Raw genomic sequence first — 18,069 nt, 5'->3', positions numbered from 1 at the left:
TTCAGATTCCAGAAACTTGATAATCAACAGGCCTGTTCAGGCAGGTCTCTGTGAACTCAAACTGGAACAAGGATGCGTAAACCGCAAAGGGACTCGGCAGAATCGGCATGTTAACGAGCAGAGCTGCGGCATACCAAACCGCATTGATCCCTGAGAATACAAGCAATAGCCGTAAAATATAATGATAGCGCGTTGTTTTTACCATTTCTCCTGCATTACCTTTCTGATCAGCTTACTCTGCTCGAAGAACTCCGTACTGCTTCGTTTATCTTCATGCTTTAGTAAAAAAACGGGATTGTCGATAAGATCAAGCTCCCGGCCGCCAGGCGCCATCACGGCAATTCTCTCCCCCAGCAGGATCGCTTCCTCCACATCATGAGTTACAAATAAAGCCGTAACCGGATGCGTTCGCCAGTTCTCAAGAAACAGACGCTGCAGCGTCTCGCGGGTCATCGCATCGAGCGCGGAGAACGGCTCGTCCAACAGCATGATTTCCGGATACAGCGCGAACGCCCTGGCAACTGCGACCCGCTGCTGCTGTCCTCCGCTGAGCGAGAGAGGATACCGTCCGGCCAAATCGGCGATGCCCATGGCTTCCAGCCAGCGGCGGATTCGGTCCTCCCGCTCTTCCTTCCGCTCTCTTCCGGGAAGGGTGACCGCAAGTATCGTGCGGAGATTGGCTGTCACGGTCTTCCAGGGCAGCAGACCGTAGGTTTGCGGCACAAGCCCGATAAGGGTATCCCGGCCATGCGCGGGCTGTCCATTATATGTAATGTCTCCCGTATACCGGGGAAGCAGACCGGCAATGGCCCGGAGAAGCGTCGACTTGCCGCAGCCCGACGGACCGATCAGTGTGTAGATGCCATGCTCCGGTATATGCAGCGAGGCCGGCCCAAAGGCCGGCGTTCCTGCTTTGTAGCTTATGGTCAGCCCGTTAATGCGCAGTCCGTCTTTATTCCTTAAACTGGACATTTGAGATCACATCCTCCGGAGACAGGTCCTTGGTCAGGAGTCCCTTCTCCTTCGCCCAGGCAAAAGCTGCCGCGACCTGCTCCTTATCCGCTTGGGACGCCGGAACGTAATCGGGCACCTGGATTTGGCTCTTCAGCGTCTCGGGGTAACCCACCGCTTCAATAATCGTGTCAACGTATTCGCTCTGGTCATGGGATTTCATATAAGCTACCGCGTCGTCATAGGCTGCGTACATCGCATGTATAGCCTTCGGCTTGGCGTCGATCGAAGGCAGCATGCCCAAAGAAAACGAAGGGGTCTCTCCCGCCGTTCCCGTATTTTCCGCGCTCGGCGTGTTTTTTCCATTGGAAGAACCGCAGCCTGCGGCCAACGCAGCGAGCAGTGTTGTTAATAGCAGCAGCAATACTTTGTTCATCGTTCCGTTCTTCTTCATGAATCTGGCAATCCTCCGTATCGTTGATATAGGCGCTTCCGCGTACCGGCACCAAGCGTAACTTCATAAATAATGGATGCATACTACTTATGTATCGCAGCGGGAAGACGCAAATAATGCAATTTTACAACTGCTGCCTCATTTTGTATACTCCTTGGCTTTAATAGCTCACCTCCACGCAACAAAAAACCTCCCCCGGCCATTCGGCCAAAGAAGGCTTAACGCATAATCGCAGGCCCCGTCTATATTTTCAGCTCCCCAAGCTTGATCAGCTCGACAACCGCTTGCGAACGGCCTTTTACATTCAATTTTTGCATAACGTTGGAGATGTGGTTGCGAACCGTCTTCTCGCTGATAAATAATAAGCCGGCGATATCGCGCGTCGTTTTATCCTGAACAAGAAGTTCGAATACTTCACGTTCACGATGCGTTAACAAGAATTTGCTGTGATGTTCGTTCCCCTTCATGGTGGTGTCACCCCTCCTTGCCCGGGATTGTTTGGTCTAACAAGGTAAAGGGATACAGTCAAATTTATAGTATGTATTGTGAATGTTTATGGTGCCGCATGCAGGTCTAAAATGGGCTCCAATAAACAGTATTTCTGCAGCAGCCTGTTCTTTAAATACAAAACAACCACCTAGTTAAAGCGTCTGCCCAAATCAGGTGGTTTAAAGTGTACTAAAATTTTATTTTTTCAGCTCGATCTGACCCTGCTCAGTTCCCCAGAACCCCGTTTGAACGTTTAAGACAAAATCATTCAAATTTTCCGGTATCTCAAAAACTACGTTGCCTGTTTGTGATAATCCCGGGTTAATCCCATCATACATAAAGAATTTATCAGATGTTGAGATTAATGTTGAAGGAGTATATTTAATCTCTCCCTTCATCAGTTGGAAGTACGACGAGTCCGTTGTGATCATTTCGTTCCCCGTGTTCTTTACAGTTACATTGACAATAAGAAATACGCTTCCTTCCGATTCGGGTGAGTAAGATAGGAATTGCCCGTCTTCTATCTTTTTCGCAGTGGACATTTTATTCACCTTAAAAACAACATCTCCCACTTTCAATTCCTCACCGATGCTAGCCAGTTTTTTCTCTTCTTTTGCCGTATTCTCTGCTTTCTCTTTTGTTGAATCTGTAGCAACGGCAGAAGGATTAGTTGTGGAGGTTGCCGTTTTTTTGTCCTCTTTTGGAGAAAACATAGTAATAATAACACCTAAAACAATCAACGCGATAAAACCTAAACAACCAATCTTGAAAATCTTCTTCAAATGAAAGTCCCCCCTGGTAGGTAATTTGACCTAATAAATGTACAACCATAATATCGGCATAAATAGTAATTTTTTTATAGAAAAAGAGGAATTTATGATACGGCTCACCCGAATCACCCTCTGAAAATGGAATGGCCGAAGCGTCGTACCCGCACAAACGATAGTGAGAAGCCGATCTACCGGGAACCGTATGAGAGCTATGTAAAATTAACCCTCATCTCAAATGCTGAGAAGAGGGTTTGCCTGTGCAACAATCAGTCCGCATCAATAAGCTGCTCCATAAGATAGGCGACCTTGAAGCGCAGATTGTCGCTGGTGTTTCTGATTTTGCGGCCGGTGAGCTGCTCGCATTTCTCCAGCCGGTAAACGACGGTATTGCGATGCACGAATAATTGCTTGGCTGTCTCGGCAATCTGGCAGTTGTTGTCGTGATAAGCAATTAGCGTCCGCATCAGCTCCCGCCGCTCTTTTTCATCCAGCCGGTTCAGTTCTTTAAAGGTATCATTATAATATTTCTTCAGTTCCTCAACCGGCAGCATCCGCAGCAGGTCGGTCAGCTTCTTCACATGGTAGAACTGGATAAAACGGCGCTTCTTGCTGTTATGTGCGGTCTCCCAAGCTTCAACCGCCTCCTTGTAGGTGACAGGAATATCCGTCAGCCGGTCGATCGGATTGCCGACTCCGAACGATACGGAAATGTTCTCCTTATGATAAAGATTGTCGCTGATTTCGGTCAATTGTTCCCGCAGCATCCGTTCCGCATGGACAGGAGCCGTCCTGCTCCCGGAAAGCGAAAGAATGAGCACGAACTGGTCTTTGTTGTTGAACAGCACAAACGAATGGCCCCGCGACTGAAAAGCATCCTTCAACACTTCGTACAGCTCTTCTCGCCTGGACAATTGCTGCTCCTCGGAAGGAGGCAGAGCAAACTCCCTTCTGCCCAGTTCATCATCTTGCCTGATGACAATGCAGAGCGAGGGTGAATTCTCGGACAATCCGTACCGTTTGCCGCGGTGAATCAATTCCTGCTCGGAAGTCATGAACCCGTTTACGATATCCGTGAACAGATCATTCTTATAGCGTCTGGACCGTTCCTTCACCGCCTGCTTCTTGAGCAGTTCGAAGCTGATGACGTTGGCGGCCTGTTCCATAATCATGACCGGAAGCTGTTGAAGCTCGACCGATTGCTGCAGAGTCAGCAGGAAGCCCTGCGGCTGGTACGTCATAATCGGATGCGCGACGATATAATTTAACGCGCCGGGGGCGGCATCTCCCAAGCAGCATACAGAGGTGCGCTCTTCATTCGGAAGCTGACCTGCTAACTCGCGGATCTGCGGCAGCAAGTCCTGATAGGCCTGCTCCTGGAAATGCGAAGACGCCGAGATCAGATTCAACCTTTGATCCAGTAGGACGACGGGGCTGTCCAGCAGCCCCGCTAAATCGCGCACAATTTCCGGAATGCCCTGCCCCTTTAGAATCAGGCTGGAAAATTGGCGATGGCTTTGGAGCGCATTACGAAGTGTATCGGTATGCTTGTCCAGAATCGCATCAATGGCCTGGTTAATTAGATCGCCGAGCGAAACGTTGAGCGGCAGCTCAATAAGCGGGAAACCGACCTCATTGGCGACGGCGATTGCCTCCTGGGGGATTGCGGCCCAGAAACGCTTTTTAATACCGAGCCCGACACAGCCGGCCGCCGATAATTCGGGGATAAGCGCCACAAGCTCCTCGGGGCGATCCTTTAACGCATAAGCCGTTGTGATTAACAGTTCTTCAGGTTTTACAAAATCAATAATATCCGGCGCATCCATCATATTGACGGAACGGACAGTCCGCCCCAGTCCCTGAAACCCGCATATAACCTTTGATTCCAGCAGAAACGGAATTTTCAAAAGCTCTGCTAATATCATGGAAACTCACCCCTCCGTTGCTTATGATAGTAAATTCACCTCATTAAACATCATGAATAGCCAATACCTATCATTCGATGTACTAATTATACAACATAAACAAAAATGATAGTTATTTTTATTCAAGCTAGATAATGCTTAACGGAAAATAATCTATTATAATGAGTCAATAAAGAAGACAAATCAAGTTATAAAAAATAACATGAAAGGTATTCACTCTAAGAAGAAGCGGGTAGAACAACCCAAACAGGCTTAATTCAGGGAATAAATTATTGGGAGGATGACAAACATGAACAAGACAGCAGCTAAGGTGCGCCAGCCTTTTTATAAAGGCCTGTTTTTTCAAATCATGATGTCGATTGTGCTGGGTATCTTGGTTGGCTATATTTGGCCGACATTCGGAATCGCACTGAAACCGCTTGGGGACGGGTTCATTAAACTGATCAAGATGATTATTTCCCCGCTTGTCTTTGTTGTCGTAGTGCTTGGTATTGCGAAGGTTGGCAACGTTAAGACGGTCGGACGGATCGGCGGCAAGGCGCTGCTATACTTTGAAATTGTAACGACATTCGCCCTGATTATCGGCATGCTTGTTGCGAACGTGATGAATCCGGGATCGGGGATGCATGTGAATCCTGATTCGCTGTCCACTGACGCTGTGACTAAAGTGACCAAGAACTCCGAGCTCCCTCACGGAACTGAATTCTTTATGAACATTATTCCAGACAGCGTTGTCTCGGCGTTTGCCACGAACACGATGCTGCAAGTGCTGCTTGTATCCTGTCTCTTCGGCTTCGCTCTAGTACGTGTAGGAGGCAAGACCTCAGAGGTCCTTATTGACCTGCTGGAGCACATTAGCCACGTTATTTTTCAAATTATGGGCTTCATTATGAAGCTGACCGCAATTGCAACCTTTGGTGCGATGGCGTTCACGGTAAGCCAGTACGGCATGCAGACGCTGCTTGCCTTCGGCAAGCTGTTCCTCGCCATGACGGTAGCTTGTCTGCTCTTCCTGCTCGTTCTGGCAGTTATTATGCGTGTGTTTGTCGGAATCAGTCTATGGAGAGCCATTATGCTTGTGCGTGAGGAAATTGTATTTTCCTTTGCAACCGGCTCGACAGAGGCTGTAATGCCGCAAATTATGACCAAGCTGGAAAAAGCGGGCTGCGACCGCTCGGTTGTCGGGCTCGTCGTTCCGACAGGTTACTCCTTCAACCTTGATGGCGCCTCCATCTATTTGTCGCTGGCGCTCGTCTTTCTGGCGCAGGCAACTGGCGTAGAGCTCGGCATATATGAGCAAATCGTACTTCTCGCCGTATTGCTGCTCACTTCCAAGGGAATGGCCGGTATTCCGGGATCGGCGTTCGTCGCCTTGTCGGCTACTGCGGCAAGTACAGGCTCTATCCCCATCGCAGCCGTTGCGCTTATGCTTGCGCCTGACCGCATTATGGGCAACTTCCGTACGACGGTCAACATTATCGGTTACACAGTTGCTACATTCGTTGTCGCCCGTTGGGAAGGGCTGTTCAACAAAAAGCAAGCTTTGCTTGCCATGCAGAGCAGACCGCATGATTCTTCCGGCATGCCGGTAACCGTCCCGAGCAATGATTAATAATCTCCAATACTATCTATTAATACGCTAACTCCTCAAAGAAAAATAGAAAAGGCGGCAGCCATCCGGCTAGGAAACAGTCCTATCCGGGTGTGCTGCCGCCTTTTTTTGCTGCCCTCACAGCCCAAAAATCCCTAATCATACGATTGCCTACTACGCGAATCCCCTGGATGCATTTCCTTAATTCTATCGGTTAGCGTACAGTTACCCAAACCTTACCCTATTTATTCTCATATACATGGACTATAACCAAAAAAAGGGGATGAAACCAACTTGAAAAAAGCCTTCATTACCGGCGTGACAGGCCAGGACGGGTCATATCTGGCCGAACTGCTACTAGGCAAAGGTTACGAAGTTCACGGGATGGTCCGCAGAAGCAGCTCGATAAACACGGAAAGAATTGATCATCTCCTGGAAAATAAATCCGGAGACCGACCGGATCTTGTTCTCCATTATGGCGATCTCGCGGACCCCGCAGGATTAAGCAGGCTGATCAGCAAAATTGAGCCTTCCGAAGTCTATAATCTGGGCGCGATGAGCCACGTCAGAGTGTCCTTCGAAATTCCGGAATTCACGGGAGATGTAGACGCTCTCGGTTCGATGCGCCTTCTGGAGAGCATTCGCGAGGTAAACCCCTCCATCCGATTCTATCAGGCCTCATCCAGCGAGTTGTACGGCCTCGTCCAAGAAGTTCCGCAAAGTGAGAAGACCCCGTTTTATCCCCGCAGCCCTTATGCCGTCGCCAAGCTGTACGCTTACTGGATAACCGTTAACTACCGTGAAGCCTACAATCTGTATGCTTGCAACGGCATCCTGTTCAACCATGAATCGCCGCGCCGGGGCAAGACTTTCGTCACCCGCAAAATTACAACCGGCCTCGCCAACATCCTGAAAGGCAAACAGGAGCGTCTTGTGCTCGGCAATCTGGACGCCAAACGGGATTGGGGCTTTGCCGGCGATTATGTGGAGGCGATGTGGCTGCTGCTGCAGCAGGATCACCCGGAAGACTATGTTATAGCTACAGGGGAAACCCATACGGTAAGGGAATTCTGCGAGCTGGCCTTCCAGCATGCCGGGATTACGCTTGCCTGGACAGGCGAAGGACTGGACGAAAAAGGAATGGATGCCAAGACGGGACGCGTGCTGATCACGGTTGATGAACAGTATTTCCGGCCAAGCGAAGTCGATCTGCTGCTTGGTGATCCGACCAAAGCAAAAACGAAGCTGGGCTGGGAGCCAAAAGTGTCCTTCAAGGAGCTTGTCGAAATGATGGTCAAGAGCGATCAGGGTGCCTGATCGCTTGGCAGCTTAATACATCAGGTGAGAAGGGAGTCGCTTTAACTTGGAGAAGAACAGCCGGATTTACGTAGCCGGACATAAAGGTCTTGTCGGCTCCGCGCTTGTCAGAAACCTGCAGGGTAAAGGATATGAGAATATCATCGGTAAAACGCTGCAGGAGCTGGATCTGACGAACCAGGCGGCAGTGGAACGTTTCTTTGAAGAGTCGGATATCGACTATGTGTTTTTGGCAGCCGCCAAAGTCGGCGGGATCGTGGCAAACAACACCTATCCTGCGGATTATATTATGGAGAATGAACTGATCCAATGTAATGTCATCCGCAGCGCATTTAAGAATAATGTCAAAAAGCTTATTTTTCTGGGCAGCTCCTGCATTTATCCCAAACTCTGCCACCAGCCCATTAAGGAAGAATACCTCCTTACGGGGCCGCTCGAAACGACAAATGAAGCCTACGCGCTGGCCAAAATATCGGGTCTCAAAATGTGCCAATATTATAATCGCCAGTATGGAACCAATTATATCAGCGTGATGCCCACCAATCTGTACGGGCCATATGACAACTTCGACCTCAACAACTCTCACGTCATTCCTGCCATGATCGCCAAAATTGATGCAGCCAAATCGTCAAATCAGCCCAGCGTGACGTTGTGGGGTACGGGCAAGCCTCGCCGGGAATTTCTGTATGTCGACGATATGGCGGACGCGTGCGTGTTCCTGATGGAGCATTACGACGGATCAGAATTCCTGAATGTCGGTACAGGAGAGGATCTGTCTATCCGCGAACTGGCGGAAATGGTGAAAGCTGTTGTCGGTTACGATGGCGAGCTGCTGTTTGATGCAGGCAAGCCGGATGGAACACCGCGCAAGCTGCTGGATGTGTCCAAATTGGAGGGCTTAGGCTGGAAGGCAAAGACCGGTCTGAAAGAAGGCCTCGATAAAGCCTACCGCTACTATCTGGACCACGTCAAATGACTTGCTAAAGCGGCGGCCTTACTCTCTATAGATCTCGACTATCGGGAAGGTGAATACATGGATAAATATGCGGTTATCATGGCCGGCGGCGCCGGACTGCGGCTGTGGCCCCTATCCAGGGAACACAAGCCCAAGCAGTTTATCAGCGTCAAAGGAACGAGCAGCATGCTTGAGCAGACCCTTGAGCGCATTACCGAGCTGATACCGCCGGACCAATGTTATGTCATTACTAATAAAAACTATGCGGAGATAACCAGGGAAGTGCTTAAGGACATCATTCCCCCGCAAAATATTCTACTCGAGCCTCTTCGTAAAAATACCGGGGCCTGCATATCCTATGCGGCCTTATTGCTGGAACGCCGATTTCATGACGGCGCGGTCTGTTTCATTCCGGCTGACAGCTATGTCAACAATAAGCATGAGTACCTTAAAGCGATCCACCAAGCGTATAGGGAGACCATTAACAGCTCCGCTTTGACTATTATCGGCGTAAATCCGACATACCCGGCCACCGGCTACGGTTATATCAAAATTGATCCAAGCGAGCATACTGATCCCAAACCCCAGGTATCCCAGGTTCAGCAGTTCAAAGAGAAACCCGACACCGTCACTGCCCGCACCTACGTGGAATCCGGGCAGTATCTGTGGAACAGCGGCATGGTTGCAGGTAATCTGCAGGCCTTCAAGAGCGGAGTTCAGCAGCATATGCCGGAACACTTCAATATCCTGTCGGCAGCACTGGACCAGATCGGCTCCCCGGACTTCGACTCCGTGATAGAGGAGGCTTTCAGCCAGCTGCCCGACATCTCTTTCGATAACGGAGTGCTGGAGAACAGCAGCAGTCTTAATGCTATTAAGGGGTACTTCGACTGGGACGATATCGGCAGCCTTGACGCGCTGGGAAAATTGATGGGCCACGACGACAGCGGTAATTCCGTCAGCGGCAGTTATGTCGGAATGGATACTCAAGATTCGATCATTTTCACCAGCGATATACTGGTCACTTCCATCGGTCTCTCGAATATGATGATTATCAAGACGCAAGACGTATTACTGGTCTGTCCCAAAGAGAGGGCTCAGGATGTCAAAGCGTTCGTCCAATTGTTGAAACGTACCGGATACGGGGAGCGGACCTAAATTCCCGCTTTATCCCTTCTGACGTAAAGGAAATACGGAGGTGAATAGGAATATGAACCGGTTACGTTTTATGCTCATCAGAGGTTACAGTCACAGTATTTGGATGGATATACGCCAGCTGCTGGAGCAGCTTCTTGTCGCAGAACTCAGCGGCAGAATTCCGGTAGTGCATTGGGGCAGCAGCAGCTTTTATAACGGAAAGGTTTATACTAACGCTTTTGATATGTATTTTGAGCCGGTGTCTAATTATGCGATCGAGGAATTAATGAATCCGGGCTACAGCTTTTTTCCATCCGTATGGCAGTATGACAACCTGCTGATGCCTGACCCCGGGCAGGTCTCGCTGACTGAGCGGAGCTACGGGGAAATGCTGGAGAGCAATGCCGATGTCGTGGTATGCGACACGTATCCGAACAAAATGTCCGCCCTCTCTCTTGTTGGGGAGAATCACCCTTTGTACGGGATGGATACGACGCAGGCGTACCGCTTTTTGATGCGCAAATATTTGAAACTCAAACCGGATCTGACAAATAAGATCATGAAGTTTTTTTATTCTAATTCCCTGCATGAAGGACCCGTTCTGGCTGTTCATGTCCGCGAAAACTTTTCCATTAGCGCATTTGAGAAGAATAGTATAAACGAACGCTATCACGGTAAAGTGTATAAGATGAAAAAACAGCCGGAGCAGAACACCAACGATACCCTTAAGCTTCACCAGATTTACCGGATTCATAAAGTGAATAAACTTGAAACGTCAAACAAGGACTATCATAAGGAAATCCAGTATATGCTCGGCAAATTCAACATTAAAAAGATTTTTCTGCTCACGGATTGTACGGAGATTCTGGATGAATACCGGGAACGCTACGGATCACTGCTTGTGTATACGGATGCGCTGCGGCATTCCTCTAATGACGTCGAAATTCCTTATCTCGAAACGCATATGCACCGCCGTCAAAACGGAATAGACGCCATATTGGACGCCTATATTGCCGCGAACTGCAGCTTCTTTATCGGCAACGGCTATTCGAATATGTCTAAAGCCGTGACGTATCTTAAAGACTGGGCCGACACCAATATCAAATTGATGTACTGGGTGCCGGAAAATTCGAGTTTAGCCAATTACGCGGTGACTAATTCCATCGTTTATCCAGACAATAAATTAGTAGGAAAATTCAAGCAGATCGCTTATAGCACGCACCGTACATGGAAGAGGCTGAAGGATCGTTAATTCATTCTAAACCACTGGATTGGAGGTGCTCCGAACGGATGCACCAGCAAAAGTTCTTGCTTATTAAGACGTGGGGGTGGGGCTTTTGGTCGGATATGGACCACCTGACCGGACAACTGCTTGTAGCCGAGCTGACCAAACGGATACCGGTGGTGTATTGGGGGCCGCACAGCTTATACAGTGAATATATCGATACGAACGCCTTTGAATTGTATTATGAACCTGTCTCCTCATCCACCATCGATGACGTGCTTAAGCCTGAACACACCTTTTTCCCGCCAATCTGGAATGCAAGCAATGCACTGGTAGAGGATCTGGATAAGACGGCGCGGCTTCACCGCGGCCTTGGGGAACTGATGGCCAGCAAAGCGGATGTGGCCGTCAGCGACGTCCATTTCTTCTCCAAGCCGCTGCTCAGGTATATTCCGAAGAGTCATTGGGCGTACGGGATGACCGGAGTACAAATCTACCGTCATCTGATCCGGAAGTATTTGCGTTTAAAGCCCGATATTGAAGCGGAAATCAACGAATTTTACAATGCGCATCTGAAGGACCATCACCCCCTCCTTGGCGTTCATATCCGGGCCAGCGACAAAGTGCGCGAGGTGGAGAACCTTCAGCAGCTTAACAAGAAGTACGATGGAGAAATCCGAAAAGTATTGAAGGAAGGAAAAGTCGGCAAGTTATTCCTAATTACGGATTGCGATGATGCGATCGATGACTTCAACAAGCGCTACGGTTCGATCGTCGTATACACCGACTGCGTGAGAGCTCCCCGCAACTCCGTTACCGAAGCTCCCCATCTGCAGAACTTTGTCGTAAAAAGAAGAAAAGGCATCGAGATCATCAAGGATACGTATCTTGCCGCCAAATGCGATTATTTTATCGGCAATGGCTATTCGAATGTATCCTTTTTCGTCAACCGGCTGAAGGATTGGCCGGACAGCCACATTAAGCTTTTTTACAGAACATTGAAACAGGATAGAAAAAATACCCGCAAACGGGCAAGAGCCGAATTGGCCACCAAATACTATCGGGCCAAACTGCGCAGGGCTCAATATCCAAGTCTGTACGGAGGTGATAACCAGCATGAGCATAAACCGATTTCTCCTGATTAAACCTTGGGGGTACAGCATTTGGGCCGATGTGGATCATGTGGTTGGCCAGCTGCTCATTGCAGAGATCACGGACCGGACTCCAATTGTGTACTGGGGCATGGACAGTCTGTATTCCGAGTCCGTGACGAAAAATTCGTTCGAGTTATTCTTCGAGCCAATCAATGAACATATGCCTCATGAAGCCGTCCGGTCCGATTATTCGTATTATCCGCCCATCTGGACCAGTCAAACGGTTCTGATGGAGGACCCGGACAAATTGAAATGGGAACACCGGGATTTACAGGATATGATCGCAAGTGACGCCAACGTGCTGGTCAGCGATGTGTATTATCACGTGGGCGCTATCGCACCCTGGATTCCCGAGCGGCACCCTTTATACGGCAAAACACCGCATCAATTGTACCGTTATCTGTTCGACAAATACATTAAAATCCAACCGAGCATCCTTGACGAAGCCAAACAGTTTGTCTATGAGAATCCGCAGTTCCGTGATGAAAAACCGATCCTGGGTGTTCATATCCGGGCCAACGGCCTCGTCAGTGAAATTGGGCAGATTTATAATGTCAACGATTATTACCATCCCAATATATGGAGCTTTATGAGCAATTTCGAATGCCGTCATCTGTTTCTCATTACCGACCATTACAAGTTCGTCCGCCAATTCCAAAAGATTTATGATAAATACGAAACACTAATTGTCAGCGACAGCAGGAAAGCGTTCTTCAGAGGCAAAGTCCACCCGAACCGCTCCAATTATCCCAACCAGCGGCATAAAGGAATTGAACTCATAAAAGACACCTCGGACATTATTAAAGACACGTATCTTGCCGTTCAATGCGACTATTTTATCGGCAATGGCTATTCCAGCTTGTCAAATACAGTGCTTCGGATGAAAGATTGGCCGGAGAAAAATATCAAGCTGCTGTATTAGGCGCGAACATAATTGAACGCGAAGCTTTAGCGACCGTTTGCCGGTATACCGCCGGGAGCGGTCGTTCGTTTTTTCAAAAAAGCGGCTCTTGCATCTCACAAGAATTTGCTTTATTCTAATTATGAAAATAATTTTCTTTATTTTATATATAATATTAAAAATAATTTCAACAATCCCATTGAACTAGAAGGTGGATGAATGACTCCAATCCTGCATGCACTGGAGCACGAAAAGTCCAAGCTCTCCCAAATGGAGCGCAGGCTGGCGGAGCGGATTCTTGCCTCCCCCGGCGACATTGTCCATATGGGCATCACAGAGCTGGCGGAACAATGCGGCATTAGCGCCGCGACAATCACGCGCTTTTGCAAGGTGTTTCACTTTAAAGGCTTTCCTGATTTCAAGGTGAAGCTGGCGGCTGAAATCGCCCACAGCGATGCGGCGCCTCAGGAGGGCGGCTCCTCTTACCAGGATATTATGGCGGGCAATCCGCTTTCCGTCATCGTGGAAGCCATGCAGGCGAATCACCTCGCTTCTATCCGCGACACGACTTCGCTGCTGGACATCGGACGGCTCGAACAGACGGTGGATCTGCTCTGCTGCGCCCGGCGGGTTGATCTGTACGGAATGGCCACCTCGTCAATTGTCGCTCAGGATTTCTATCAGAAGCTGATCCGGATCGGCGTCAACTGCACCGCCTTTGCCGATTCGCATATGCAGATCACTTCGGCCTCTTCCCTTGGGGAAGGGGATGTCGCCTTTGCCATTTCGTACTCGGGGGAGACGCCCGAGACGATCGACGCGCTGCTCTGCGCGAAGAACAGCGGCGCATCTACGATCTCGCTCACCTCATACGGCAGTAATTCGCTTGCCTCGCTCAGCGGAATCTCACTGTTCTCCTCCTCTCTTGAACAAGGAATGCGCAGAGGGGATATGGCTTCGCGGATCGCGCAGCTTCACATTATCGATATTTTATTTACCGGGATGGTCAGCAAAAGGTTTGGCGATTATATTCCAAAGCTGGAGCAATCCTACCGGAACGTTCAGCAGTTCCGTCATAAACGGGGAGGTACAGAATAAATGAACATTTTTAAGTTTCAAAATGACGAAGACTTCGTGCAGACGGGGGCCAATCTGGTCGCCAGTCTGCTGCAAAGTAATCCGAAGGCCGTCCTGGGACTCGCCACCGGCAGCACGCCCATCGGGGTATACGAACGGCTGGTCCAGATGTACCGCAAAGGTCTGGTCAGCTTTGCCAAAGCGTCGTCCTATAATCTTGACGAATACGTAGGACTACCGGTAGATTACCCGGAAAGCTACCGCAGCTTCATGAATAAGCATCTGTTTGATCATGTCGACATCGATCTGTCTAAGACACATGTACCTGACGGCAATGCCGAGGATCTGGCGGCCGAGTGCCTGGCCTATGATCGAATGCTGGAAAATGAAGGGCCTGTCGATTTGCAAATTCTCGGCATCGGAAGCAACGGGCATATCGGCTTTAATGAACCGGATGCCAGCCTAACCAGCGGAACCCATGTCGTCGATTTGCTGCCGGAAACGCGGGAGGCTAATGCCCGGTTCTTCCCTTCGCTTGCCGATGTTCCAATGCAGGCGATTACGATGGGCGTCGGCAGCATCCTGAAGGCGCGGCAAATTCTGCTCCTTGTACGCGGCGCGGAGAAGGCCGAAGCGCTCCGGAACGCGGTGAAGGGGCCGATTACGACCCAATGCCCCGCCTCCTTGCTCCAGAGCCATCCGAATGTGATGGTACTGCTTGATGAAGGAGCGGGACAATGGCTGAAGTAAATCAGGAACCGGGACATCTGCTGTATGGCAGGGTGCTTACTCCGGGGGGTCTCGTCGAGGGCGGGGTTGTCGCAGTGCAGGACGGCCTAATTGTATATGCGGGAGCAGCGCGCAGGCTTCCGGAAGCATGCTCCGGCTGGCCGGAAAGCGCACGCGTGCAGGACGGCCTGCTCATTCCCGGCTTTGTTGATGTGCATGTTCACGGCGGTGCGGGTCATGACTTTATGTACGCCAATGCCCAAGCGATTACGGAGATTGCCGGATTTCATGCCGCCAACGGCACGACGACGATGCTGGCCACAACGATGACCGCTTCCAAGGAGGCGATTGACCGCGTGCTTGCCGCCACCCACGCTTACCGCTCAGAGGATAGACCGTTTGCGCAGGTGGCCGGGGTTCATCTGGAAGGGCCTTTCATCAGCCCGAAATGGCCCGGAGCGCAAAATCCGGAGCATATCGTCCCGCCAAACGTTAATTGGCTGAAGGAATGGGAGGACACCTACCCCGGATTGATTCGCCAGGTTACGCTTGCTCCCGAACGGGAAGGCGCGGCGGAAGTGATATCTTGGCTGCGCAGACGCGGAATTACAGCCGCCCTCGGCCATACCGACGCCGCTTACGAGCAGGTTATCGCTGCGGCGGACGCGGGTCTTAACCAGGCGGTGCATACGTTTAACCAGATGACTCCGCTGCATCACCGCAAGCCCGGAACAGCAGGGGCGGTAATGTCCGATGAACGGATACGCGCCGAGGTCATTGCGGACGGTATTCACGTTCATCCTGCGGCGATCTCGATTCTGGCACGGCTTAAAGGTCCGAAGGGCCTGATTCTGATTACCGACGCGATGTCAGCCGCCGGTCTTAGCGACGGGGAATATGCCATTGGCGATTTGCCGGTTAAGGTGCAGGATGGTGTTGCCCGCCTTCGGGACAACCCTGACGCTCTTGCCGGAAGCACGCTCACCATGATCAAGGGATTCCGCTATCTTATTCAAGAAGCCGGCCTGAGTCTGGATGATGCTTCCCGGGCCGCGAGTCTGAACCCGGCCATTTCGCTTGGCATGGAGCGCAGCATCGGCTCGCTGGAAGCCGGCAAACGGGCGGATATTCTGCTGCTGGACGGCGCACTGAACCTTCGCGGCGTGTGGATTGGCGGACGCCCTCAGGAGATCTAGGCTTTTTTATGTATAGCGCAGAGGTTTTTTCCGAAAAGGGAATGAACCTCTGCGTTTTGCCGTATTCTATAGAAATAATCCCTTATCTGTGCATATAATCCCCAGTGCGAACCGGAAAGATGCGCTCGGCCATTACGCGGAATTCATTTACAAAGCCTTTCAGCGGATGACCGGCTCGCGCCTGTGCGGCATAGCTGTTTACGCGCTGAACGAAATCAGGATTAGCCGAGACGTACACCCGGTCGATACCATGCGCACTCTTCTTGACGATACCAGCGATCTTTGCCTTAACTTCTTTGGGCAGCACATCTTCAACGGTTGCCGCCCCGGTTCCCGTGGTCACCCCGCCAAATGGTAAAAAGCCTCCACGGCCTGTCGGGCCGGGTATTGCTGCGCCGGTCCCCGTTGGGCCGGGTATCGCTGCGCCGGTTCCCGTTGGGCCGGGTATCGCTGCGCCGGTCCCCGTCAAACTTCTGTTGTTATTAGCAACAGCTCCCGGCATGCTGGTTCCCCGTGTTGGGTATTGGGGACCGACTCCGGTGCCGTAGCCGGTACCGTAGCCTGTTCCGTATCCAACGCTGCCCGGCATCATGCTCGTACCGACGTTGCCGCCTTTTGCCCGCATACCTCCGGTCACGTTATTTTCCAGCGTTACTGCTACATAAGCGCTGCGGCCAGTAGTTAGCACATTGGCGGTACGTACCTCCTTCATGGCAGCCACGCGATCGGCGAGCTTCTGATCCAAATTCAGCCTGTCGATCGTATGCCCGTCCCGAGCCGAATTAACATTCAGGCGGCCGTCGTGTACACCCCGTACACCATCGTTCAGGCGGCTATCGTTCAAACTCCGCACACCATCATTCACACGGCCATCATATACGTTCCGCACGCCATAATTCCCCGCCGCATTCTGGTTGCTTGCACAACCCGTGATTCCGACCATCCCCAACAGCAGGGCGGCGGAGACGGATAAGCCGATTCTTGATCGCAACATGCATTCACCCTCCACTCGTTATGATTGCTGTGTAACAATCGTTAGGATGGCTCCCCTGGGGGCGAGCTATGCTGAAAGGATTTGGCATACTAGATCTCTATCATCCTCCCAAAGATGTGATCAGACTTCGCAGCGGTGCGCGGTATCGCGCTTTTAACGCCGATACTTCATGTAATATCCGGTCGTGATGTCTGACTGTGCCCATGCCTTCATGACGCCGGTAACCGGTCAGAGATTGATTCAGCATCACCGGCGGATATCCGTTCAGAACGGCGCGGAACCATAGATCGTAATCGTGCGTAAAAGGAAGCGATTCATCGAATAGGCCGATGGCGCCGAACAGTTCCTTTTTAATCATAACCGTACAGCCGTTTACCGGGTTTCCCTGAAGAAAGCAGCGCAGGAAATCAAGCCGATTGTCAAATACGGCTGCGGCGTTAAGCTGAACAAGGCGGGATGCGGCATCGATATAATTGAAGTTGGTGTAAGAAATCAGCAGACGGTTATGCTCCATGAACAGCGACTGGTTTCTAATTTTATCGTGGTAAAAGACATCGTCCGAACTGAGCCAGGCGACATAGTCGCCGGTGGCATGACGAATGCCGTGGTTCAGCGCGGACGCGGTGCCTCCATTGGCTTTACCCAAATAATGAATATTGGAATGGGAGAGATATGGAGCAATTCTGTCTGTGTATATGGTAGAGCCGTCGTCGACGACGATGATCTCATAAGGAGCCTGAGACTGGGACAGCGCGCTCTGCAGCGCCTGGTAAATATACGGACAGTTATAAAATGGGATAACAACCGATACTTTCGCGTTCATGGCGATGCTCCTTTCCGGTTGCTGCGGTGATATTCCAGAATGTCGGCAAGCGATCGCTCCAGCTGCACTTCAGGGCGCCAGTTTAAGACGGAAGCGTGTGCAGAAAAACAGCCGGACTGCGTCTGACTTTGCGGCTCACCCCGGCTGGAAGCACCTGCCTGTTTATGCGGTACGTCGAATGCGGAAGCATTCTCCGGCTCTTGGCTGGGCTCCGTTCCCCATTCCACCCGCACATTCGCCCGGGTCAGGCTCAGCATGCGCTCCGCAATCTCGCCCAGACTGCGCGGCTTTCCCGAATCGATCCGGTACGTGGTGCCCGGCTCTCCCTGCTTCAAGATGCAATCGTACGCGCGGACGGCGTCGCGGACATCAAGAAAATCCCGC

18 protein-coding genes and 1 pseudogene are annotated in these 18,069 nt (G+C 50.8%); 10 read left to right on the top strand and 9 right to left on the bottom strand.

Going from position 1 to position 18,069, the window contains the following annotated elements; translation table 11 throughout:
* Position 1: 1 nt before the first annotated feature.
* The 6 genes from L691_RS0114635 to L691_RS0114610 form a co-directional block, all read right to left on the bottom strand.
* Entirely contained in the window at positions 2-205 is a 204-nt protein-coding gene (locus L691_RS0114635) for a hypothetical protein (RefSeq protein WP_025691235.1), read from the bottom strand.
* Positions 199-972 carry an ABC transporter ATP-binding protein gene (locus L691_RS0114630; RefSeq protein ID WP_025691234.1) on the bottom strand — a complete coding sequence of 258 codons (774 nt, stop codon included), beginning with the start codon at positions 970-972 and terminating at the stop codon, positions 199-201. Before L691_RS0114630 ends, L691_RS0114635 begins: the two co-directional genes overlap by 7 nt.
* Positions 953-1,405, bottom strand: a complete 453-nt coding sequence (locus L691_RS28980) for a hypothetical protein (RefSeq protein WP_025691233.1) — start codon at positions 1,403-1,405, stop codon at positions 953-955. The genes L691_RS0114630 and L691_RS28980 overlap by 20 nt, the downstream gene beginning before the upstream one ends.
* 242 nt (positions 1,406-1,647) lie before the next feature.
* Complete coding sequence (locus L691_RS0114620) at positions 1,648-1,872, bottom strand: helix-turn-helix domain-containing protein (protein WP_019908812.1); 225 nt, start codon at positions 1,870-1,872, stop codon at positions 1,648-1,650.
* A gap of 219 nt (positions 1,873-2,091) precedes the next feature.
* On the bottom strand, positions 2,092-2,676 hold the full coding sequence (locus tag L691_RS28975) for a DUF4352 domain-containing protein (RefSeq protein ID WP_025691232.1): 585 nt from the start codon (positions 2,674-2,676) through the stop codon (positions 2,092-2,094).
* 254 nt (positions 2,677-2,930) lie between these two features.
* Complete coding sequence (locus tag L691_RS0114610; protein WP_025691231.1) at positions 2,931-4,586, bottom strand: PucR family transcriptional regulator; 1,656 nt, start codon at positions 4,584-4,586, stop codon at positions 2,931-2,933.
* A gap of 289 nt (positions 4,587-4,875) precedes the next feature.
* Here L691_RS0114610 and L691_RS0114605 point away from each other — a divergent pair, with 289 nt between their 5' ends.
* The 10 genes from L691_RS0114605 (at position 4,876) to nagA (ending at position 15,868) form a co-directional block, all read left to right on the top strand.
* Positions 4,876-6,198: a cation:dicarboxylate symporter family transporter gene (locus tag L691_RS0114605; RefSeq protein ID WP_025691230.1), complete on the top strand. Its 1,323-nt coding sequence runs from the start codon at positions 4,876-4,878 to the stop codon at positions 6,196-6,198.
* A gap of 273 nt (positions 6,199-6,471) precedes the next feature.
* The gene (gene gmd / locus L691_RS0114600; RefSeq protein ID WP_025691229.1) at positions 6,472-7,494 is read left to right on the top strand and encodes a GDP-mannose 4,6-dehydratase; all 1,023 of its coding nucleotides are present in this window, start codon (positions 6,472-6,474) and stop codon (positions 7,492-7,494) included.
* Positions 7,495-7,540: 46 nt separating this feature from the next.
* Positions 7,541-8,470, top strand: coding sequence for a GDP-L-fucose synthase family protein (locus L691_RS0114595; protein WP_025691228.1), 930 nt, complete (start codon positions 7,541-7,543; stop codon positions 8,468-8,470).
* 57 nt (positions 8,471-8,527) lie between these two features.
* Positions 8,528-9,607 carry a mannose-1-phosphate guanylyltransferase gene (locus L691_RS0114590; protein WP_025691227.1) on the top strand — a complete coding sequence of 360 codons (1,080 nt, stop codon included), beginning with the start codon at positions 8,528-8,530 and terminating at the stop codon, positions 9,605-9,607.
* Between the two features lie 52 nt (positions 9,608-9,659).
* Complete coding sequence (locus tag L691_RS0114585) at positions 9,660-10,838, top strand: O-fucosyltransferase family protein (protein WP_025691226.1); 1,179 nt, start codon at positions 9,660-9,662, stop codon at positions 10,836-10,838.
* 38 nt (positions 10,839-10,876) lie between these two features.
* A complete protein-coding gene (locus L691_RS0114580; protein WP_025691225.1) occupies positions 10,877-11,956 on the top strand; it encodes an O-fucosyltransferase family protein in 1,080 nt (359 codons plus the stop codon).
* Positions 11,928-12,887, top strand: coding sequence for an O-fucosyltransferase family protein (locus L691_RS0114575; protein ID WP_025691224.1), 960 nt, complete (start codon positions 11,928-11,930; stop codon positions 12,885-12,887). Before L691_RS0114580 ends, L691_RS0114575 begins: the two co-directional genes overlap by 29 nt.
* 198 nt (positions 12,888-13,085) lie before the next feature.
* On the top strand, positions 13,086-13,964 hold the full coding sequence (locus L691_RS0114570) for a MurR/RpiR family transcriptional regulator (RefSeq protein WP_025691223.1): 879 nt from the start codon (positions 13,086-13,088) through the stop codon (positions 13,962-13,964).
* Positions 13,965-14,693 carry a glucosamine-6-phosphate deaminase gene (gene nagB / locus L691_RS0114565; protein ID WP_025691222.1) on the top strand — a complete coding sequence of 243 codons (729 nt, stop codon included), beginning with the start codon at positions 13,965-13,967 and terminating at the stop codon, positions 14,691-14,693. It begins immediately after the preceding gene.
* A complete protein-coding gene (gene nagA, locus L691_RS0114560) occupies positions 14,681-15,868 on the top strand; it encodes an N-acetylglucosamine-6-phosphate deacetylase (RefSeq protein ID WP_025691221.1) in 1,188 nt (395 codons plus the stop codon). Before nagB ends, nagA begins: the two co-directional genes overlap by 13 nt.
* 82 nt (positions 15,869-15,950) lie before the next feature.
* Here the strand turns inward: nagA and L691_RS30720 are convergent, their stop codons facing one another.
* From L691_RS30720 to L691_RS28960, 3 genes and pseudogenes are all read right to left on the bottom strand, one after another.
* Complete coding sequence (locus L691_RS30720) at positions 15,951-16,862, bottom strand: YhcN/YlaJ family sporulation lipoprotein (protein WP_025691220.1); 912 nt, start codon at positions 16,860-16,862, stop codon at positions 15,951-15,953.
* A 100-nt stretch (positions 16,863-16,962) separates the two neighbouring features.
* Positions 16,963-17,685: a glycosyltransferase gene (locus tag L691_RS0114550; RefSeq protein WP_025691219.1), complete on the bottom strand. Its 723-nt coding sequence runs from the start codon at positions 17,683-17,685 to the stop codon at positions 16,963-16,965.
* Positions 17,682-18,069, bottom strand: a pseudogene (locus L691_RS28960) (GDP-mannose 4,6-dehydratase); the annotation flags it as partial. The pseudogene L691_RS28960 and the gene L691_RS0114550, both read right to left, overlap by 4 nt.

The organism is Paenibacillus zanthoxyli JH29, assembly GCF_000520715.1.
In the GTDB taxonomy this organism is placed as follows: Bacteria; Bacillota; Bacilli; order Paenibacillales; family Paenibacillaceae; genus Paenibacillus_AQ; species Paenibacillus_AQ zanthoxyli.
The sequence above is the reverse complement of the archived record's forward strand: the minus strand, read 5'-3'. Positions and strand labels throughout refer to the sequence as shown.

Coding starts and splice junctions, on each gene's coding strand:
- L691_RS0114630 (WP_025691234.1), bottom strand. CDS start 972: ATGTCCAGTTTAAGGAATAAAGACGGACTGCGCATTAACGGGCTGACC.
- L691_RS0114635 (WP_025691235.1), bottom strand. CDS start 205: ATGGTAAAAACAACGCGCTATCATTATATTTTACGGCTATTGCTTGTA.
- L691_RS30720 (WP_025691220.1), bottom strand. CDS start 16,862: ATGTTGCGATCAAGAATCGGCTTATCCGTCTCCGCCGCCCTGCTGTTG.
- L691_RS0114620 (WP_019908812.1), bottom strand. CDS start 1,872: ATGAAGGGGAACGAACATCACAGCAAATTCTTGTTAACGCATCGTGAA.
- L691_RS0114580 (WP_025691225.1), top strand. CDS start 10,877: ATGCACCAGCAAAAGTTCTTGCTTATTAAGACGTGGGGGTGGGGCTTT.
- nagA (WP_025691221.1), top strand. CDS start 14,681: ATGGCTGAAGTAAATCAGGAACCGGGACATCTGCTGTATGGCAGGGTG.
- L691_RS0114605 (WP_025691230.1), top strand. CDS start 4,876: ATGAACAAGACAGCAGCTAAGGTGCGCCAGCCTTTTTATAAAGGCCTG.
- L691_RS0114550 (WP_025691219.1), bottom strand. CDS start 17,685: ATGAACGCGAAAGTATCGGTTGTTATCCCATTTTATAACTGTCCGTAT.
- L691_RS0114575 (WP_025691224.1), top strand. CDS start 11,928: ATGAGCATAAACCGATTTCTCCTGATTAAACCTTGGGGGTACAGCATT.
- nagB (WP_025691222.1), top strand. CDS start 13,965: ATGAACATTTTTAAGTTTCAAAATGACGAAGACTTCGTGCAGACGGGG.
- L691_RS0114570 (WP_025691223.1), top strand. CDS start 13,086: ATGACTCCAATCCTGCATGCACTGGAGCACGAAAAGTCCAAGCTCTCC.
- L691_RS28980 (WP_025691233.1), bottom strand. CDS start 1,405: ATGAAGAAGAACGGAACGATGAACAAAGTATTGCTGCTGCTATTAACA.
- L691_RS0114590 (WP_025691227.1), top strand. CDS start 8,528: ATGGATAAATATGCGGTTATCATGGCCGGCGGCGCCGGACTGCGGCTG.
- L691_RS0114610 (WP_025691231.1), bottom strand. CDS start 4,586: ATGATATTAGCAGAGCTTTTGAAAATTCCGTTTCTGCTGGAATCAAAG.
- L691_RS0114585 (WP_025691226.1), top strand. CDS start 9,660: ATGAACCGGTTACGTTTTATGCTCATCAGAGGTTACAGTCACAGTATT.